Below are 19,514 nucleotides of genomic sequence, written 5' to 3' on the forward strand. Positions count from 1 at the left end.
TGTGTATAAGAGACAGCGTCCGAGCCGGGCGCACGCCGTACGGTGCGTCGTCACTCGGTGCGCGGTCAGATCCTCGACGCGCTCCGTGCCGCCCTCGTCAGCGGCGAGCTGGTGCCCGGCGAGGTCTACTCCGGCCCCGCACTCGGCGAGCGTTTCGGAGTGTCGGCGACCCCCGTGCGCGAGGCCATGCAGCGGCTCGTACTCGAAGGCGCCGTCGAGGTCGTGCCCAACCGCGGTTTCCGGGTCGCCGAGCGCACCGCCCGCGACCTCGCCGAGCTGGCCGAGGTGCGCGCGCTGATCGAGGTCCCGGTGATGCTCGGGCTGGCCCGTACCGTCACCGCCGAGCGCTGGGCGGAACTGCGCCCGCTGGCCGAGGCGACCGTCACGGCGGCGGCGGGCGGCGATCTCGCCGCCTACGCCGACCACGACCGCGCCTTCCACGGCGCCCTCCTCGGCCTCTCCGGCAACCGGCAGCTGGTCATGGTCGCCGACGACCTGCACCGCCGCGCGCAGTGGCCGCGCGCCGGCGCGCCGAGGACGATCAGGGCCGCGCTCGTCGCGGACGCCGCCGAGCACTCCGCCCTGCTGGACGCGCTGATCGCGGGAGATCTGCCGGTCGTGCGCTCGCTCGTACGGGAGCACTTCAGGGGCGGCGCGGGCTGACCCGCTCGCCGCCGCTCCGGGCACGCCTCCCCGGCTTTGGTATCGCGCGCGTGTACGGGTAGCGTCACTCACTCTTCATCTTCCGGTCACCCACACCACGGGACGTCATGCGCGCCAGCAGTGCTCGTCAGCCAACCGCCACTGCCGACCGGTCGGGTCTCGCCGGCCGGGACAGGCTGCCGTCCCTGACCGGTCTGCGGTTCTGGGCCGCGCTGATCGTGGTTCTCTACCACCTGTCACGGCAGGTCGGCGAGATCCCCGGCCTCAGCGAGGCGACCTGGTACGGGCGCAGCGGCGTCACCTTCTTCTTCGTCCTGTCCGGCTTCGTGCTCGCCTGGACCTACGACGGGCAGCGGGTACCCGCCAAGGTCTTCCTGTGGCGGCGCTTCGCCCGCATCTGGCCCCTGCTCGTCGTCACGTCGGCGGCCTCCGTCGCCGTCTGGATCGCCATCGGCAAGGCGGTGTCGGCGAAGGCCGTACTCGCGACGCTGCTGATGGTGCACGCGTGGGTGCCCGACACGGTCATCCAGAAGGGCGCGAACCCGGCGGCCTGGTCGCTCAGCGACGAGGCCTGGTTCTATCTGATCTTCCCCCTCCTGATGCTGCTGCCGGCGCTGAAGTCCGGCCGGGGCCGCTTCTGGGTCGCGGCGGCGATGACCGTCGCGCTCGTCGTTGTGTGGTTCGCCGGCGCGCTGATCGAGACCGGCTCCACCCGCGTCTGGCTGCTCGACTACTTCCCGCCGACGCGGATGCTCCAGTTCGTGATCGGGGTGGCCGCCGGCCTCGCCGTCAAGCGCGGCTGGCGCCCACCCATCGGGCTGCCGAGCGCGATCGGCCTGGTCGCGCTCTGGCATCTGGTGCTCGTCCCGTGGCACGAGGCCGTCCCGGACAGCCTCTGGTACAGCCCGTACAGCGCCTCCCAGTTGCTCTCCGCGCCGATCTTCGCCCTGCTGGTGTGCGCGGCGGCGAGCGCGGACCTGCGGGGCGGCCGTACGGGGCTCGGCGGCGCGTGGGCGGTACGGCTGGGGCACTGGTCGTTCGCCTGGTACCTGGTGCACGAGATCGTCATCCGCGCGCTGCTGTACCGCTTCGACCGCCCGGAGTCCCTGGCCGGCACCGCCGGGTTCTGGCTGGTGGCGATCGTGATCAGCCTGGCCGTCGCGGGGATCGCGTACCAGTGGGTCGAGCACCCGCTGGAGCGGCTGCTGCGGAAGGCGGGTCCGCAGGCGCGCCGGTCGGCGGCGCCGGGGGTGGGGGACCCCAGCCCCGCGACGTCCGGTTCGATCAGCAGGCCCTGAGAGCCACCGAGAGGCCCTGAGACACCCGAAGCCCTGAGCCACCGCGGCTCAGGGCTTCGTCGCGTCGGGGCCTCGGCTCGGGGCCTCGGCTCGGGGCCTCGACTCAGGGCCTCAGGCGGCGGTGCTCGGTGCGAGCTGCGCGGCCAGCCATGTCGGTACGCCGTCCAGCAGCCGGAACAGCCGCCCCGCCTCCGCCCGCAGCCGCGTCGCCTCCGGCTCCGGTTCCGCGTCGGCCAGCGCGGCGAGCGCCGGAGCCGTACCGACCAGATAGCCCAGCTCCTCACGGATCCGCAGCGACTCGCCGAAGCCGTGCCGCGCCTCCGCCAACTCGCCCTCGCGCAGGGCGAGTCCGGCCAGATGGCGCCAGGTGAAGGAGAGCAGCAGGGTCTGCCCGTGCGCCGTGGCGCCCGCGTGGGCGCGCCGGTAGGCGGCGAGGGCCGACTGCGGGGAGTCCGAGAGATGTTCGGCGATCAGCCCCCGGCGGAAGTCGAGCAGCGGCCGGCCGAGCGCCGTCGGCGTGAGCAGCGCGGCGGCCCTGCCGAGCGCGGCACGCGCCTCGTCCGCGCGGTCGCGCACGCCGAGGATCGTGGCCGCGTACGCGAGGTGACCCCGTTCGCTGGCGGCCCCGCCGCGTTCGTCGTCCAACCGCGCGGTGGCCTCCGCGACCCGGAGGGCGTCCTCGGCCTCCGGCCAGCCCTCACCGGTGAACAGACAGCGCTCCACCAGCAGTGACGCGCGCTGGAGGGAGGGTGCGGCTCCCGGATGGGGTGCGAGCAGCGCGGCGGCGTCGGTCCAACAGCCGCGCGAGCGCAACCGCCATACCGCGGTCTGGAGTGGGTCGTCCCCGGCAGTGGATCCGGAACCAGACATGGCGGTATCCGCCACATTGCCCTCCCCGAGCGCGCCATTGTGCTGTTGAGTTCTCCCGCATCTCAGCACGGATCGGCACGCCGGGCCAATAGGTCAGGTGAAAAAATTCACAATGCCTTGGTCAACAAGGGGTCGACAGTGGGCCGTTCGACGCTCCGTCAGGGCCTCCGCAAGACCCGTCCGACGGGCTCGTCGTGACCGCCGCCACCCGGTCTGACCAGCGAGAGTCACCCGCCGCCGGGTGGTGGGGAGTTCACGGCGGGGGCGGCCACGTGCCGGTCCGCGCCGAACAGTTGGATCTCGTCGTGACCGCCACGGGTGACGGCGGTCAACATGGCACGGGGTGACGGAACCGCGGCCCGGCCGCCCGGCCCGGTCCCCACCCGCGATCTCCGTCCCGTCGGCGCCCGGCGTGTCTCCCGCGCCGTCAGCTCATCCGGAGCGCCAGGAAGAAGTCCAGCTTGTCCTCCAGGCGGGACAGGTCGCGGCCCGTCAGCTGTTCGATGCGCCCCACCCGGTACCGCAGCGTGTTCACGTGCAGATGAAGGCGGGCCGCGCAGCGGGTCCAGGAGCCGTCGCAGTCGAGGAAGGCCGCAAGGGTCGGGACCAGCTCGGCGCGGTGGCGGCGGTCGTAGTCCCGCAGCGGGTCGAGCAGACGCGCGGTGAACGCGCGTCGTACGTCGTCCGGGACGAACGGCAGCAGCAGCACGTGCGAGGCCAGCTCGTGGTGGCCGGCCGCGCACACCCGGCCGGGGCGGGCCGCGGCCACCCGACGGGCATGGCGCGCCTCCTCCAGCGCGCCCCGCAGACCGTCCGCCGAGTGCACGGCCGCGCTGACACCCAGGGTCAGCCGGCCGTCGTCGGCGAGTCCGGCGGCCAGCGGTTCGCGTACGGCCGCCAGCAGCACGTCCGCCCGGAGGCCCGAATCCGCCGGCTTCGGATCCGTACCGTCCTCGCCCTCGGCGGCGGCGGGCACCGGCATCGGGACCAGCGCGATGGCCTCGCCGTCCGTGTGCGCCACCGCGATCCGGTCGCCCGACTCCATGCCCGCCGTCGCCGGATCGACCAGGATCTCCTCAAGCAGTGACTGGGCGACCGCCCCCGCCCCCACCGCGCCGCCCTCGCCCTCCCAGTCGACCCGCGCCACCACGATCTGCCAGTGCGGGGCCGTCGCCCGGCCGGGCAGCAGCACCGGTGCCGCGACCCGCAGCCGCGCCGCGATCTCGGCGGGCGGGGCGCCTGTCCGGACGAGTTCCAGGATCTCCTCGGCGAGCCGGCGCCGTACCGTACGCGCCGCGTCCCGCCGGTCCCGCTCGACCGCGATCAGCTGGGTGACGCCCTGGAGCAGATCCAGCCGGGGCGCGCCCCACTCACCGGCGTCCGCCTCCACGGCCAGCAGCCAGTCGGACAGGACGCTCTCCCGTACGTCCCCGGCCATACCGCCGGGCGGCGCGGCGCGGCCCGGACCGCGTACCGGAAACAGCGAGTACGTCGTCCCGCCCAGCGCCACCCGGTGCGGCGCCCGCCGCCCGGCGCGCGTCGCCGTCAGATGCTCCGCCGCCAGCGCCGCGCCCGCGGCGGCGGACAGCGGCTCACCCGCGCCGGCGATCCGCCGCCCGGTCGGCGAGAGCACCCACGCCCGCATGTCGAGGTCCGTACCGAGCAGATCCAGTACGACGTCCGGCCCGCCGCCGGCCGGACCCGACGTCATCAGCCTGCGGTGCCGGTCCACGACGGCGGCCAGGTCCCCGGCGCGCTCGCCGGACACCTGCCGCACCACGTACTCGGTGACCGACGCGAACGCCACGGTCTCGTTCACCGCGAAGAGCGGCAGCCGGTGTTGGGCGCACGCCCCGACCAGGTCGTCCGGGATCGCGCCCAGCTCGGCCTCGCCGGCCGCGAGCCCCGCGACCCCGGCGCCCGCGAGGAGCCGTACGAAAGGCTCGGAGTCCTCGGGCGTACGCCGCCAGGCCAGGCCGGTCAGGACCAGCTCACCGCCCGACAGATAGCGGCTCGGGTCCCGCAGGTCGGTGGTCATCACGCCGCGTACGGTCCGGTCCAGCTCGTCCCGGCCGCCGAGCAGCCGCAGGCCCAGCGCGTCGGTCTCCAGCAGTGCGCGCAGCCGCATCTCGTCGCCGCCGATCTCTTCTCTCGTCCTGGATGAGCAGTGTTCCGCGAGCGTCCGGCGCATCGCCATTTGTTCGAATCTACAAGACCCGGAAGCAGCCCAGCCAACTCCTTCATGGTTTCGGTGACTGCACCGGACGGAGCACGGTCCGGTGTACTTGGGCCACACAGCGTTAACAACTAGTGAACATCCGCATGAGAAAACGCATGGGAAAGACCAGCAGCCGAGACTCCGGCCGTCCCCGGGCTCCAGTGAACGACCGATCACGAATGAAGAGAGCCACTCATGGACTTCCTTCGCCCCGCCGGCTGGGAGGAGGCGCTCGCCGCCAAGGCCGAGCACCCCACCGCCGTCCCCATCGCGGGGGGCACCGACGTCATGGTCGAGATCAACTTCGACCACCGGCGGCCCGAGTACCTCATGGATCTGAACCGCATCGGCGAACTGTGCGAATGGACGGTCGGCGACGAGCATGTCCGGCTGGGCGCCTCCGTCCCGTACACCCAGATCATGGAACACCTGCGGACCGAGCTGCCCGGACTCGCGCTCGCCTCGCACACCGTCGGCTCGCCCCAGATCCGCAACCGCGGCTCCGTCGGCGGCAACCTCGGCGCGGCCTCGCCCGCCGGGGACTCGCACCCGGCGCTCCTCTCCGCGGGCGCCGAGGTGGAGGTCGAGTCGGTACGCGGTATCCGCCACATCCCCGTCGAGGAGTTCTACACGGGCGTGAAGCGCAACGCGCTGGCCCCCGACGAGCTGATCAAGTCCGTCCTCATCAAGAAGGCGTCCGGACCGCAGCAGTTCTCCAAGGTCGGCACGCGCAACGCGATGGTCATCGCGGTCTGCGCGTTCGGCATCGCCCTGCACCCCGACTCCCGCACGGTGAAGACCGGCATCGGCTCCGCCGCGCCCACCCCGCTGCGGGCCCGCGCCGCCGAGGACTTCCTCAACGCGGCACTGGAGGAGGGCGGCTTCTGGGACAACGGCAAGGTCATCACCCCGTCGATCGCCAAGCAGTTCGCCGACCTCGCGTCCGGCGCCTGCAACCCGATCGACGACGTGCGCGGCACCGCGAAGTACCGCCGCCACGCGGTGGGCATCATGGCCCGCCGCACGCTCGGCTGGACCTGGGAGCAGTACCGGGGCAACGGCGACACGCTGGAAGGAGCTGCATAACGATGCGCGTGAACTTCACGGTCAACGGCCGTCCGCAGGAGGCCGACGACGTCTGGGAGGGGGAGTCCCTCCTCTACGTCCTGCGTGAGCGCATGGGCCTGCCCGGCTCGAAGAACGCCTGCGAGCAGGGCGAGTGCGGCTCCTGTACGGTCCGCCTCGACGGCCTGCCCGTCTGCGCGTGCCTCGTCGCCGCCGGCCAGGTCGAGGGCCGCGACGTGGTCACCGTCGAGGGCCTGGCGGACTTCGCCAAGCAGCGCGAGGAGCACGGCGGTTGCGCCTCCGGGGGCTCCGGAGCCCCCGGTACGAGTCTCCAGGGAGCCCAGCGGTGGCAGGCCGGGGGCACCGACTCGCAGACCGGCGAGGGCGGCCAACTCTCGCCCATCCAGGAGGCGTTCATCGACGCGGGCGCCGTCCAGTGCGGCTTCTGCACCCCCGGACTGCTGGTCACCGCCGACGAGATGCTGGAGCGCAACCCCTCGCCGTCCGACGCGGACATCCGCGAGGCGCTCTCCGGCAACCTCTGCCGCTGCACCGGCTACGAGAAGATCCTCGACGCGGTCCGCCTCGCGGCCGCCCGGCAGTCCGAGGCGGTCTGACCATGGCGACCACGGGTACACCCACCGACATCACACAGGGCTCCCGGACCAAGGGCGGCGTCGGCGAGTCCACACTCCGCCCGGACGGCACCCTCAAGGTCACCGGCGAGTTCGCGTACTCCTCGGACATGTGGCACGAGGACATGCTCTGGGGCCACACCCTGCGCAGCACCGTCGCGCACGCCGAGATCAGGTCCATCGACACCGCCGAGGCGCTGGCCACCCCCGGCGTCTACGCGGTCCTCACCTACGACGACCTGCCGACCGAGGTGAAGCGGTACGGCCTGGAGTTCCAGGACACCCCCGTCCTCGCCCACGGCAAGGTCCGCCACCACGGCGAGCCCGTCGCGATCGTCGCCGCCGACCACCCCGAGACCGCGCGCCGCGCCGCCGCCAAGATCCGTATCGACTACGCCGACCTGCCGGTCGTCACGGACGAGGCGTCCGCCACGGCCGAGGGCGCGCCGCTGATCCACGAGAACCGCGACGACCACCACGCGGGCCACGTCTCCCACCCGAACATCGTGCACCGCCAGCCCATCGTGCGCGGCGACGCCGACGGGGCCGCGAGGCGCGCCGACGTGATCGTCTCCGGCGAGTACGTCTTCGGCATGCAGGACCAGGCGTTCCTCGGCCCGGAGTCCGGTCTCGCCGTGCCGGGCGAGGACGGCGGCGTCGACCTGTACGTCGCCACCCAGTGGCTGCACTCGGACCTCCGCCAGATCGCGCCCGTCCTCGGCCTGCCCGAGGACAAGGTCCGTATGACGCTCTCCGGTGTCGGCGGCGCCTTCGGCGGCCGTGAGGACCTGTCGATGCAGATCCACGCCTGCCTCCTCGCGCTCCGTACCGGCAAGCCCGTCAAGATCGTCTACAACCGTTTCGAGTCCTTCTTCGGGCACGTCCACCGCCACCCCGCGAAGCTCTGGTACGAGCACGGGGCCACCAAGGACGGCAAGCTCACCCATCTGAAGTGCCGGATCGTGCTGGACGGCGGTGCGTACGCCTCCGCCTCCCCGGCCGTCGTCGGCAACGCCTCGTCGCTCTCGGTGGGCCCCTATGTCGTCGAGGACGTCGACATCGAGGCCCTGGCGCTCTACACCAACAACCCGCCGTGCGGCGCGATGCGCGGCTTCGGAGCCGTACAGGCGTGCTTCGCCTACGAGGCGCAGATGGACAAGCTCGCCGCCGCCCTCGACATGGACCCGGTGGAGTTCCGCCGCCTCAACGCCATGGAGCAGGGCTCTCTCCTGCCGACCGGCCAGCGCGTCGACTCGCCCGCCCCCGTCGCCGAGTTGCTGCGCCGGGTCAAGGCACGTCCGCTGCCGCCGGAGCGGCAGTGGCTCACGGCGGGCGAGGCCGCCGACGTACGGGCGCTGCCCGGCGGGCTCTCCAACACCACGCACGGCGAAGGCGTCGTACGGGGCGTGGGCTACGCGGTCGGCATCAAGAACGTCGGTTTCTCCGAGGGCTTCGACGACTACTCCACCGCTCGCGTGCGGATGGAGGTGGTGGGCGGTGAGCCGGTCGCCACCGTGCACACCGCGATGGCGGAGGTCGGCCAGGGCGGTGTCACCGTCCACGCGCAGATCGCCCGCACCGAACTCGGCGTCGCGCAGGTGACGATCCAGCCGGCCGACACCCGGGTGGGGTCCGCCGGTTCGACCTCCGCGTCCCGTCAGACGTATGTCACGGGCGGCGCGGTCAAGAACACCTGCGAGCACGTCCGTGAGCGGGTCCTTGAGATGGGCCGCGTCAAGTTCGGCACGTACCACCCCGCTTGGGCCACGGCCGAGCTGCTGCTCGAAGGCGGCAAGGTCGTCACCGACGGCGGCGAGGTCCTGGCCGATCTGGTGGACGTCCTGGAGGGCGAGTCGGTCGACCTCGAACGTGAGTGGCGCCACCGCCCCACGCAGGCGTTCGACCTGCGTACGGGGCAGGGCGACGGCCATGTCCAGTACTCGTTCGCCGCGCACCGCGCGGTGGTCGAGGTCGACACGGAGCTGGGCCTGGTCAAGGTGGTCGAGCTGGCCGTCGCGCAGGACGTCGGCAAGGCTCTCAACCCGCTGTCGGTCATCGGCCAGATCCAGGGTGGCACCACCCAGGGCCTGGGCGTGGCGGTCATGGAGGAGATCATCGTCGACCCGAAGACCGCGAAGGTGCGCAACCCGTCCTTCACGGACTATCTGATCCCCACCATCCTCGACACGCCGACCATCCCCGTCGATGTGCTCGAACTGGCCGACGAGCACGCGCCGTACGGGCTGCGTGGCGTCGGCGAGGCCCCGACCCTGTCGTCGACTCCGGCCGTGCTCGCGGCGATCCGTGCCGCGACGGGTCTGGAGCTGAACAGGACACCGGTACGGCCGGAGCACCTCACCGGCACCTGACCGGCACGCTCCGGGCGGCGGCGCGTACGCCCGCCGTCCGGAGCCCCGACCGCCGCACCGCTCGCGGCGCACCGCGCCACCTCGGCGCACCGGCGCACGGCGCCACCGTGTCGCACCACCGCGCCACGGCACAGCGCCATCGCGTCACCGCCACAGCACCACACCACAGCACGGCAACACCCTTGTAGGAAAACCCAGTTCGCCTCGGGCCGTCCCCCGGGTCGTGCAGCCCACGCACCATCCCAAATCCCGCATCTGAAATCACCACGCGGGTGCCCCTGTGAACCTTGGGAGTAGGCATCATGACCCAGCAGTCCGTGGAGCCCAGGACCACCGCCGAGGACGTCGGCCCAGGCTCGCGTCCCCCGGCCGGGAGGTCCCGGCTCGACCGTTACTTCCACATATCCCGGCGGGGATCCACCGTCGCGCGCGAAGTGCGCGGCGGCGTCACGACCTTCATGGCCATGGCGTACATCCTGCTGCTCAACCCGCTCATCCTGGGCGGGAAGGACGTCGCGGGCAATGTGCTCAGCCAGCCCGCGCTGATCACCGCCACCGTCGTCGCCGCGGCCGTCACCACGCTGCTGATGGGCTTCGTCGGCAAAGTGCCGCTGGCGCTGGCCGCCGGGCTCTCCGTCTCCGGCGTGATCTCCACGCAGGTCGCGCCCCACATGACGTGGCCGCAGGCCATGGGCATGTGTGTGATGTACGGCGTCGTGATCATGCTGCTGGTCGTCACCGGCCTGCGCGAAATGATCATGAATGCCATCCCGCTCGCGCTCAAGCACGCGATCACGATGGGCATCGGCACGTTCATCGCCCTGATCGGCCTGGTCAAGGCGGGCTTCGTACACGCCTCCCAGGGCGGCGGACCCGTCACCCTGGGCCCGGCCGGCGAGCTGGCCGGCTGGCCCGTCCTGATCTTCGCCGGCACCCTCCTGCTGATCTTCATGCTCCAGGCCCGTGACGTGCCCGGCGCGATCCTGATCGGCATCGTCGTCGGCACGGCCGTCGCCGCCGTACTGAACGCCACCGGTGTCGTCGGCGCCAAGGCCTGGGCGGGCGGACCGCCCGAGCTGACCGGCGGCGCCGTCTCCATGCCGGACTTCTCGCTCTTCGGGGACGTCGAGTTCGGCGGCTGGGGCGAGGTCGGCGCGATGACCGTCGGCATGATCGTCTTCACGCTCGTGCTCGCCGGTTTCTTCGACGCGATGGCCACCATCATCGGCGTCGGTACGGAGGCCGGGCTCGCCGACGACAAGGGCCGTATGCCGGGTCTGTCGAAGGCGCTGTTCATCGACGGCGCGGGCGGCGTCGTCGGCGGTGTCGCGGGCGGCTCCGGCCAGACCGTGTTCGTGGAGTCCGCGACCGGTGTCGGCGAGGGCGCCCGTACGGGCTTCGCCTCCGTCGTCACCGGCCTCTTCTTCGCCGCCTGCCTGTTCTTCAGCCCGATCACCCAGATCGTCCCCGGCGAGGTCGCGGCGGCGGCCCTGGTGGTTATCGGCGCGATGATGATGCAGAACGCCAGGCATGTGGACTGGAGCGACCGGGCCGTCGCCGTCCCGGTCTTCCTGACCGTCGTGATCATGCCGTTCACCTACCAGATCACCGCCGGGGTCGCCGCCGGCGTCATCTCCTACGTCGCCATCAAGGTCGCCCAGGGCAAGGTGCGGGAGATCGGCGCGTTCATGTGGGGACTGACCGTGATCTTCCTCGTCTTCTTCGCGCTCCACCCGATCGAGAGCTGGCTCGGCGTGAGCTGACGCGCCGCGATCCGCCGCACATCCGATACTGAGAGACCAGAGGAGGCCGACATGCTGGACATCGCCGAAGAACTGAACCGGTGGGTCGGGCAGGGACGCGACTTCGCCGTGGCCACCGTCGTGGCCGTCGGCGGCAGCGCGCCCCGGCAGCCGGGCGCCGCCCTCGCCGTCGACAGCGAGGGCACGGCGATCGGCTCGGTCTCCGGCGGATGTGTGGAGGGCGCGGTCTACGAGCTGTGCCGGGAGTCCCTGGACGACGGCCGGACCGTCCTGGAGACCTTCGGCTACAGCGACGAGGACGCCTTCGCCGTGGGCCTGACCTGCGGCGGAGTCATCGACATCCTCGTCACCCCGGTACGCGCGGACTCTCCCGGCAGGGAGGTGTTCCGGGCCGCGCTGTCCGCCGCCGCCCGAGGGGAGGCGGCGGCGGTCGCCCGGCTCACCGACGGCCCCCCGGAGCTGCGGGGACGAGCCCTCCTCGTACGCCCCGGGGGAGCGTACGAGGGGACGCTGGGCGGCCATCCGGCGCTGGACGACACAGCGGCGGGCGAGGCGCGCGCCCTGCTGGACGCGGGCCGCACCGGCACCGTCACGATCGGCGAGGACGGCTCGCGCTGCGGACGCCCGCTGACCCTGCTCGTCGAGTCGAGCGTGCCCGCCCCGCGCATGATCGTCTTCGGTGCGATCGACTTCGCGTCCGCCCTGGTCAGGGTGGGGAAGTTCCTCGGCTATCACGTCACGGTGTGTGACGCCCGCCCCGTGTTCGCCACCCGCGTCCGCTTCCCGGACGCCGACGACATCGTCGTGGACTGGCCGCACCGCTACCTGGCGTCGACGGAGACCGACGGCCGTACGGTGCTCTGCGTCCTCACCCACGACGCCAAGTTCGACGTCCCCCTGCTGGAGCTCGCCCTCAAACTGCCCGTCGCCTATGTCGGCGCCATGGGCTCCCGGCGCACCCACCTGGACCGCAACGAGCGGCTGCGCGGCGTCGGCGTCACCGAACTGGAACTGGCGAGGCTCCGCAGCCCCATCGGCCTGGACCTCGGCGCGCGTACGCCGGAGGAGACCGCGCTGTCGATCGCGGCGGAGATCGTCGCGAACCGGCGCGGCGGCACCGGGGTCTCCCTGACCGGCGCCCACACCCCGATCCACCACGACGGGAGGCCCGCGCGCCGTATCGGCTCCGTCGCCTGAGGGTCACCCGGCCCTTGTACCCGGGCCGCCCGGACCGTGTGGACACCCGGTACGTACGCCGACTCCCGCGCCGGCGACAGGATCCGCTCGTGGCGGACCCGCGCCCCTGACCGGCCCGGACGACGGGCCCCGGCCACTGCCGTGAAAGGCGCACACCACCGGGGTGTCGGTCCGATTTGCCGGGAATCCTTCGCTATGGTGCGCGCGACCCGATCCAAGGTGTGCCGCGCGGAGGAGTCGATCCATGCGTACGTCCCTGTTCCTCCCGCTGTCGCTCGCCCTGGTCGCCGCCGTGGTGCCCGCCGATTCCGGTCCCGCTCCCCGTACCGCCCCCGCTCCCGCCGCCCCCGGTGCGGTGCTGGTCAACCAGATCGGCTACGCGACCGGCGCCGACAAGATCGCGACCGTCGTCGCGGCGGCCACCGAGCCGCTCACCTGGCGGCTCAAGGACGACAAGGACCGTACGGTCGCCTCCGGCGTCACCCGCGTCGTCGGCACCGACAAGGCGTCCGGCGACCATGTCCACCAGGCCGACTTCTCGGGGGCCACCGGCCAGGGGATCCGCCGGCTCACGGTCGCGGGTGGCGGTGTCAGCGTGCCGTTCACCGTGACCGGTGAGCCGCTCTACCCGGACCTCGGACGCGAGGCCATGCAGTACTTCTACTTCCACCGCATGGGCACCCCGGTCAGGGCCGAGTACCTCCAGCACGCCGCCCACGCGCACGCCGCCCTGCACCCCGGTGACAACTCCCTGCCCTGCTACCAGAATTGGTGCGGCGAGAGCGGGGGCAAGCCGCAGCGGCTGAACGTCGCGGGCTCCTGGGCCGACGCCGGCGACTTCGGCGTCTACCCCGTCAACCACGCCGTCTCCGCCTGGACGCTGCTGAACCTCTACGAGCGCCGGCACACGGCGTACCCGGACGGCAGCCTGGCCGTACCGGAACGGGCCAACGGTGTCCCCGACATCCTCGACGAGGTCGCGTACGGCTCGCGCTTCATGTCCGGCATGCTCCCCGAGACCGGTCTGGCGTCGCACAAGGTGCACAACCACACCTGGAGCGCGTTCCCCGTCAAGGACATCGCCGCCGAGAACGCCATGCCGCGCTCCGCGATGCCGCCGTCCACCAACGCCACGTACGCCGTGGCACGTACGAACGCCCAACTCGCCCGCGTACTGCGCGAGTTCGACCCCACCAAGGCCGCCACGCTCTGGGCGTCCGCGCAGGAGGCGTTCAAGCGCGCCGAGGCGCGCCCCGACGTCGACCATCCGGAGGCCGACGACGGCACCGACGCCGAGGGCGGCGGCGACTACCCCGACACCCAGAACAGCGACGACCGTTACGCGGCGGCGGCCGAGCTCTACCTCACCGCCGAGCAGCGCGCCGACCCCTCCCTCAGCGGCTACCGGAGCGCCGTGACCGGCTCCCCGCACTACGGTGAGATCGGCCCCGTCGACTGGGCCCAGGTCGCCGCCGCCGGCACTCTCTCCCTCCTCGCCGTGCCCAACGCACTCCCCGCCGCCGACCTCGCCCGCATGCGCGCGAGCCTGCGCACCGCCGCCGACACGCTGGTCGACACCCAGAAGCGGGAGGGCTATCCGGCTCTGATCTCCGGCGCCGAGGCCTACCCGTGGGGCTCCAACTCCGCCATCGTCAACCGGATGATGCTGCTCGGCACCGCGTACGACATCGGCCACGACCTTCGTCATCTGAAGGCCGTGCACCGGGCCATGGACTATCTGCTCGGCACCAACGCCATGCGCCTCTCGTACGTGACCGGCTACGGCCCGCACCGGGAGGCCGACCTGCACGACCGGCTCGCCTGGGGGCAGTACCCGAGGACCCCGTACCCCAAGGGCTGGCTCTCCGGCGGACCGAACAGCGCGAACATCAACGACCCGGTCACCCCCACCGGCCACCCCGCCGCCAAGTCCTACGCGGGGCCCGGCACGGCGCCGAGCGCCTGGAGCTCGAAGGAGAACACCATCAACTGGAACGCGCCGCTCGTCTGGGTCGCGACCTTCCTCAAGTCGACCGCCCCGGACCTGACTTCACGCTGATACGACGGGCGGCCCGTGCTCAGGACGACGCGCGCCGCACCAACTCCGTGGGCAGCACGACGTGTTGCGAGGGCGCTCCGGGGGCGTCGATCCCCGCCAGCAGCACCCGCGCCATCGCCCGCCCCATCTCCTCCACCGGCTGCCGTACGGAGGTGAGCCCGGGATCGGTGTGGCGCGCGATGGGGGAGTCGTCGAAGCCGACGACGGCCACGTCCTCGGGCACCCGCCGCCCCGCCGCCCGCAGCGAGTGCAGGGCGCCCGCCGCCATCACGTCGGACGCGGCGAACACCGCGTCCAGGTCCGGGTGGCGCGCCAGCAGCTCGGCCATCGCCCGCCGCCCGCTCTCCTCGGTGAAGTCCCCGTGCGCCGTCCACGACGGATCCGCGTCACCCCCGGCGCTCGCCACGGCCTCCCGGTACCCGCCGAGCCGGCACTGCGCCACATACATGTCGAGCGGTCCGGTGATGGTGGCGATCCGCCGCCGCCCGGTCTCCACGAGGTGGTGTACGGCGGAGCGGGCGCCGCCGACGTTGTCGGAGTCGACGTAACTCACGGGCTCGTCGGCCGAGCGCCGGCCGCTCAGCACGGTCGGCAGGTCCATCTCGGCGAGCAGGTCCGGCAGCGGGTCGCTGCCGTGCACGGACACCAGCAGCACGCCGTCGACCCGGCCGGCCCGCGCGTACTGGAGGAAGCGCCCGCGCTCCTTCTCGGTCCGTACGAGCGTGAGCAGCAACTGCATGTCGGTGTCGGCGAGTCCCGTGCCGACACCGTGGAGCACGTCCGAGAAGTACGGCTCGGCGAAGAACCGCTTCTCGGTCTCCGGGATCACCAGCGCCACCGCGTCGGTACGGCTCCCGGCCAGGGCGCGGGCCGCCCGGTTGGGTATGTAGCCCAGCTCGGTGATCGCCTGCTGGACGAGCTGTCTGGTGGAGTCGCGCACCCGGGGCGAGTTGTTGATGACCCGGGATACGGTGCCGCGCCCCACGCCCGCGTGAGCTGCCACTTCTTCGAGCGTGGGCTGGCTGGGCCGGCTCGTACGTCCCCTTGCCACCATCGTGCGACCTCCATCGGGGCTCGTCGGGGGGACCGTCATCCAACCACTGGGAGCGCTCCCACAATAAGTGGTTGATCATATCGCGGACACCCTCGTGCCGCCGTGCTGCATTACCTTCAAATACATTCAAAGGTGTCTGTCGTGTACGTAAGGGCACTAGCCTTCCCGTGCGGTCGTACGGGAAGGCAGTGATTTCTCAATGGAACGGAGCGGGATGCCGAAAGCACAGGGAGTCGCCGGAGCGCCATGCTGGGTGAGCTTGCTGGCACGCGAACTGCCCGGCGCCCAGGACTTCTACGCCGAGGTCCTCGGCTGGACCTACCGGCCCGCGGGACTCGGTGACGACTTCTCGGTGGCGCTCATCGACGGTATGCCCGTCGCCGGCATCGGAGCACTCGCCTCCTCGCTCCAGGTCGCCGTCTCCTGGACCCCGTACTTCAACGTCACGGACGTGGACGAGGCGGCGGCCCGGATCAGGGAGCGCGGGGGCACGGTCGGTGTCGGCCCGATCGCCTTCCACACCGGCCGCGCCGCGCTCGCCGTCGACCCGGACGGCGCGGTCTTCGGTATCTGGGAGGGCTCCGTACGCTCCGACTGGTCGATGGGGCGCGGCAGCGGCTCGGCCTCGCTGGAGCTGCGGACCAGGGAAGCGGCCACGGCGGGGCGCTTCTACTCGCTCACGCTCGGCTGGGAGCCGGAGGGGGAGGGGAAGCTGCGCCTGGCGCACGAGGAGGACCAGTCCGTGCTCCTCGACGGCGACGAGCCGCTCGCGCGGATCAGGGGCGGCGCCGTACAGGCGGCACCCGACCCGCAGATCCGGCCGCGCTGGCACGTGCACTTCAACGTGAAGGACGTCGGGGCGGCGGTCGAGACCGCGCTGGCCGCCGGCGGCTCCCTCGTCCTGCGGTCGGACGCCTCGGCCGAGGTGGACGAGGCGACGCTGCGCGACCCGGACGGGGCGCTGTTCACGGTCACCGCCGTGACATGAGGTGACATGACACGGCGCGGGCTTGCGGACAGAGGCTGTCCGCGAGCCCGCGCACCGTCGGAGCATGGCTTCGAAGACGACGGACCCGCTCACCCACCCCGCCCTCACCACCCGCGCGCTCAACCGGGCCACCCCGGCGCGGCAGCCCCTGCCGCGGCGCGCGGCCATGTCCGCCAAGGACGCCGTGACACATCTGGTCGGGCTCCAGGCGCGGAACGCGAAGTCGCCACACGTCCAACTCGCCGCCGGGCTCGACGGGTTCGACCCCGAGGAGCTGTCCGGGCCGCCGTCCACGGCGACGAAGACCCGGCCGCCCGGGCGTTTCACCGCGAGCACCCGGTTCAGCGCGATCCCGGCGGGCGCCGGCTCGGGCAGGACGACGCCGAACCGGTCCCGGATGCGTACGAAGAAGGAGACCAGCTCCCTCACGGCCCGCTCGTACGGCTCCGGCGAGGTGATCCGCGAGCCCAACTGGCCGTGCAGACCGGCCAGTTCGAGCTGCGGCCGGTGGCCCGGGATCCGGGCCACGGCGTCCTCCGCGTCCCCGTTCGCGATCGACAGCCCGAACCGGCCGTGGACCGGCCGGTGGACCCGCTCGTGCGCCGGGCCCGTACCCCGTAACCGCGTCCCTTCTACCTCCGTACGTACGGCCTACGGCAGCAGCCCGGCCCGGCGCGCCGCCACCACCGCCTCCAGGCGGGTGCGGGCGCCCAGCTTTCGCATCGCGGCCCGCAAGTACCCCTTCACCGTCTCCGGCCGCAGCCCCAGCCGCTCGGCCGCCGCCGCGTTCGTCGAGCCCGCCGCCACACACGCCAGCACGTCCACCTCGCGCGGCGTGAGCGTCACGGCGCGCTGCTCACGGTGCTCGCGCCGCCCGTGCGCGGCGCCGCCCGCGCCCTCCAACCGGCCGCAGACGGCGTGCAGTTCGCCGCGCAGCCCGGCGTCGACGATGCGCGGCGCGAGCGCCCGCAGTTCGCTGTGCGCCTCGCGGACCTCCTCCCACGCCCCGGGCCGCCCGTACACCGGCTCACGGGTCATGGCGAGCAGCCGCTGCACCTCGTCCCGGACGACCAGTGCCTGCTCCACATCGCGGGCCGCGGCGACAGCGGCATCGAATACACGTTCACCTATCGGCAGCGGATCGCGCAGCGCGCCGTACAGCACGCCGCGGACCCTGCGCCGCACGATCACGGGAACGGCGACCACGGAGCGCAGCCCCTCGGCGGCGACCGCCGCGTCGTACTCGTGGCTGATGTGCCGCGCCTGCCGGTAGTCGGTGACCGCGCACGGCCGCTGGAGGGCGATCGACTTGCCGCCCAGCCCGCTCCCGACGCAGATCGCGAGGCCCCGCAGCGCGCCCGTCGCCGTGCCGTTCAGCTCCGCGATGCGCACCTGGCGCGCATCGTGCAGCATCCCGCCGAACGCGACCGGCAGCCCGGTGGCTCGGCGCAGCGTGAGCAGCGCCGTGCGCATCTCGACCGCCTCGATCGCCTCAATCACAGCGACTTCCTTCTCTCGGGTCTCTCCGCCGGCGGGACGTGGTCGACTTACCCCCGTCAGGGGGTGGTGAGACGTACGTCACCGGCTACACGATGCTAGTGAACGGGCGAGTGATGAGGAGGGCACATGAGAGCAGTCGATGCGACCGAGCAGTTCCGCGCCGCCAGGGATTTCCTGCTGAGGCACCGTGAGGACTACACCGCGGCGTACGAAGGCTTCGTCTGGCCCCGGCCCGCGCTGTTCAACTGGGCACTGGACTGGTTCGACGTCATCGCCGAGGGCAACGACCGGCCCGCGCTCCACATCGTCGAGGAGGACGGCACCGGGAGTGTCACCTCCTTCGCGGCCATGGCCACCCGGTCCGACCAGGTGGCCAACTGGCTGCGGGCCCAGGGCGTGGCGGCCGGGGACCGCGTTCTCGTCATGCTCGGCAATCAGACGGAGCTGTGGGAGACGGCGCTCGCCGCGATGAAACTCCGGGCCGTCGTCATCCCGGCGACACCGCTGCTCGGCGCGCCGGACCTGCGGGACCGGATCGAGCGCGGTCAGGTGCGGCATGTGATCGTCCGGGCCGGTGACACCGCGAAGTTCGCCGAGGCGCCGGGGGAGTACACCCGGATCGTGGTCGGCGGCGAGGGCGCCGATGTTGACGAGGACGGCTGGCGGGCGTACGAGGCGTCCCACCGGGAGTCCACGGAGTTCGAGCCCGACGGGGTCACCCGCGCCGACGACACCCTGATGCTCTACTTCACCTCCGGCACCACCGCCCACCCCAAGCTCGTCGAGCACACCCATGTCTCGTACCCGATCGGCCATCTCGCGACGATGTACTGGATCGGGCTCAAGCCCGGCGACGTGCATCTGAACATCTCCTCACCCGGCTGGGCCAAGCACGCCTGGTCCAACCTCTTCGCACCCTGGAACGCCGAGGCGACCGTCTTCATCCACAACTACACCCGCTTCGACGCCGCCCGGCTCATGGCCGAGATGGACCGCGCCGAGGTGACCAGCTTCTGCGCCCCGCCCACCGTCTGGCGGATGCTCATCCAGGCCGACCTCACCCAGCTGCGCCACCGCCCGCGCGAGGTCGTCGCGGCCGGTGAGCCGCTCAACCCCGAGGTCATCGAGACCGTACGCAGGGAGTGGGGCGCGACGATCAGGGACGGCTTCGGCCAGACCGAGACGGCCGTCCAGGTCGCCAACTCGCCGGGACAGCTGCTCAAGGCCGGATCGATGGGGCGGCCGACGCCCGGCTATGTCGTGGAGCTGCTCGACCCGGTCACCGGCGCGCCGGGCGCCGCCGAGGGCGAGATCGCGCTGGACCTCGCCAACGCCCCCGTCGGGCTGATGGCCGGCTACTACGGCGACCCGGAGCGTACGGCGGAGTCCATGGCGGACGGCTACTACCGCACCGGCGACATCGGCTCGCGCGACGCCGACGGCTACGTCACCTTCAGCGGCCGGAGCGACGAGGTCTTCAAGGCGTCCGACTACAAGATCTCGCCGTTCGAGCTGGAGAGCGCGCTGCTGGAACACGAAGCGGTGGCCGAGGCCGCCGTCGTCCCGGCGCCGGACTCGCTGAGGCTCAACGTGCCGAAGGCGTACGTCGTCCTGGCGGCAGGCTGGGAGCCGGGCCCGGACACGGCGAAGCTGCTTTTCGCCCACTCGCGCGCGGTTCTCTCCCCGTACAAGCGGGTGCGCCGTATCGAGTTCGCCGAACTGCCCAAGACGGTCTCCGGCAAGATCCGCCGCATCGAACTGCGCGAGCGGACGGCCGAGGGCTCGGAGGCGGAGTACGAGGAAGGCGACCTGAGTTGAGCGGTGCGCGGCGCGCC

13 protein-coding genes and 1 pseudogene are annotated in these 19,514 nt (G+C 72.3%); 10 read left to right on the forward strand and 4 right to left on the reverse strand.

Features of this window, described 5'->3' with window-relative positions; all coding sequences use genetic code 11:
* Positions 1-12 precede the first annotated feature (12 nt).
* Positions 13-663 (forward strand): annotated as a pseudogene (locus tag P3L51_RS07560) (GntR family transcriptional regulator); the annotation flags it as partial.
* Positions 664-770: 107 nt separating this feature from the next.
* Positions 771-1,961 (forward strand): acyltransferase family protein, encoded by a 1,191-nt coding sequence (locus tag P3L51_RS07565; protein ID WP_354604302.1) that lies wholly within the window; start codon positions 771-773, stop codon positions 1,959-1,961.
* Between the two features lie 111 nt (positions 1,962-2,072).
* Here the strand turns inward: P3L51_RS07565 and P3L51_RS07570 are convergent, their stop codons facing one another.
* Positions 2,073-2,831 (reverse strand): hypothetical protein, encoded by a 759-nt coding sequence (locus P3L51_RS07570; protein WP_354604303.1) that lies wholly within the window; start codon positions 2,829-2,831, stop codon positions 2,073-2,075.
* 427 nt (positions 2,832-3,258) lie between these two features.
* Positions 3,259-4,959 (reverse strand): PucR family transcriptional regulator, encoded by a 1,701-nt coding sequence (locus P3L51_RS07575; RefSeq protein ID WP_354604349.1) that lies wholly within the window; start codon positions 4,957-4,959, stop codon positions 3,259-3,261.
* Positions 4,960-5,244: 285 nt separating this feature from the next.
* Between P3L51_RS07575 and P3L51_RS07580 the strand changes: the two genes are divergently transcribed.
* The 6 genes from P3L51_RS07580 to P3L51_RS07605 all read left to right on the forward strand — a co-directional run bounded on the left by P3L51_RS07580 (position 5,245) and on the right by P3L51_RS07605 (position 14,137).
* Positions 5,245-6,135 (forward strand): FAD binding domain-containing protein, encoded by an 891-nt coding sequence (locus tag P3L51_RS07580; protein ID WP_354604304.1) that lies wholly within the window; start codon positions 5,245-5,247, stop codon positions 6,133-6,135.
* 2 nt (positions 6,136-6,137) lie between these two features.
* Complete coding sequence (locus P3L51_RS07585; protein ID WP_354604305.1) at positions 6,138-6,731, forward strand: (2Fe-2S)-binding protein; 594 nt, start codon at positions 6,138-6,140, stop codon at positions 6,729-6,731.
* Between the two features lie 2 nt (positions 6,732-6,733).
* A complete protein-coding gene (locus tag P3L51_RS07590) occupies positions 6,734-9,118 on the forward strand; it encodes a xanthine dehydrogenase family protein molybdopterin-binding subunit (RefSeq protein ID WP_354604306.1) in 2,385 nt (794 codons plus the stop codon).
* 302 nt (positions 9,119-9,420) lie between these two features.
* A complete protein-coding gene (locus tag P3L51_RS07595) occupies positions 9,421-10,881 on the forward strand; it encodes an NCS2 family permease (RefSeq protein WP_354604307.1) in 1,461 nt (486 codons plus the stop codon).
* 51 nt (positions 10,882-10,932) lie between these two features.
* On the forward strand, positions 10,933-12,078 hold the full coding sequence (locus P3L51_RS07600) for an XdhC family protein (protein ID WP_354604308.1): 1,146 nt from the start codon (positions 10,933-10,935) through the stop codon (positions 12,076-12,078).
* A gap of 244 nt (positions 12,079-12,322) precedes the next feature.
* On the forward strand, positions 12,323-14,137 hold the full coding sequence (locus tag P3L51_RS07605) for a glycoside hydrolase family 9 protein (protein ID WP_354604309.1): 1,815 nt from the start codon (positions 12,323-12,325) through the stop codon (positions 14,135-14,137).
* A gap of 19 nt (positions 14,138-14,156) precedes the next feature.
* Here the strand turns inward: P3L51_RS07605 and P3L51_RS07610 are convergent, their stop codons facing one another.
* The gene (locus P3L51_RS07610) at positions 14,157-15,191 is read right to left on the reverse strand and encodes a LacI family DNA-binding transcriptional regulator (protein ID WP_354604310.1); all 1,035 of its coding nucleotides are present in this window, start codon (positions 15,189-15,191) and stop codon (positions 14,157-14,159) included.
* A 262-nt stretch (positions 15,192-15,453) separates the two neighbouring features.
* Between P3L51_RS07610 and P3L51_RS07615 the strand changes: the two genes are divergently transcribed.
* The gene (locus tag P3L51_RS07615) at positions 15,454-16,179 is read left to right on the forward strand and encodes a VOC family protein (RefSeq protein ID WP_354604350.1); all 726 of its coding nucleotides are present in this window, start codon (positions 15,454-15,456) and stop codon (positions 16,177-16,179) included.
* 651 nt (positions 16,180-16,830) lie between these two features.
* Here P3L51_RS07615 and P3L51_RS07625 read toward each other — a convergent pair.
* Positions 16,831-17,652, reverse strand: a complete 822-nt coding sequence (locus P3L51_RS07625; RefSeq protein ID WP_435594401.1) for a response regulator transcription factor — start codon at positions 17,650-17,652, stop codon at positions 16,831-16,833.
* 153 nt (positions 17,653-17,805) lie between these two features.
* Here P3L51_RS07625 and P3L51_RS07630 point away from each other — a divergent pair, with 153 nt between their 5' ends.
* Complete coding sequence (locus P3L51_RS07630; RefSeq protein WP_354604312.1) at positions 17,806-19,497, forward strand: AMP-binding protein; 1,692 nt, start codon at positions 17,806-17,808, stop codon at positions 19,495-19,497.
* The last annotated feature ends 17 nt before the right edge of the window (positions 19,498-19,514 follow it).

Source organism: Streptomyces panacea (genome assembly GCF_040560175.1).
Classification (GTDB): Bacteria; Actinomycetota; Actinomycetes; order Streptomycetales; family Streptomycetaceae; genus Streptomyces; species Streptomyces panacea.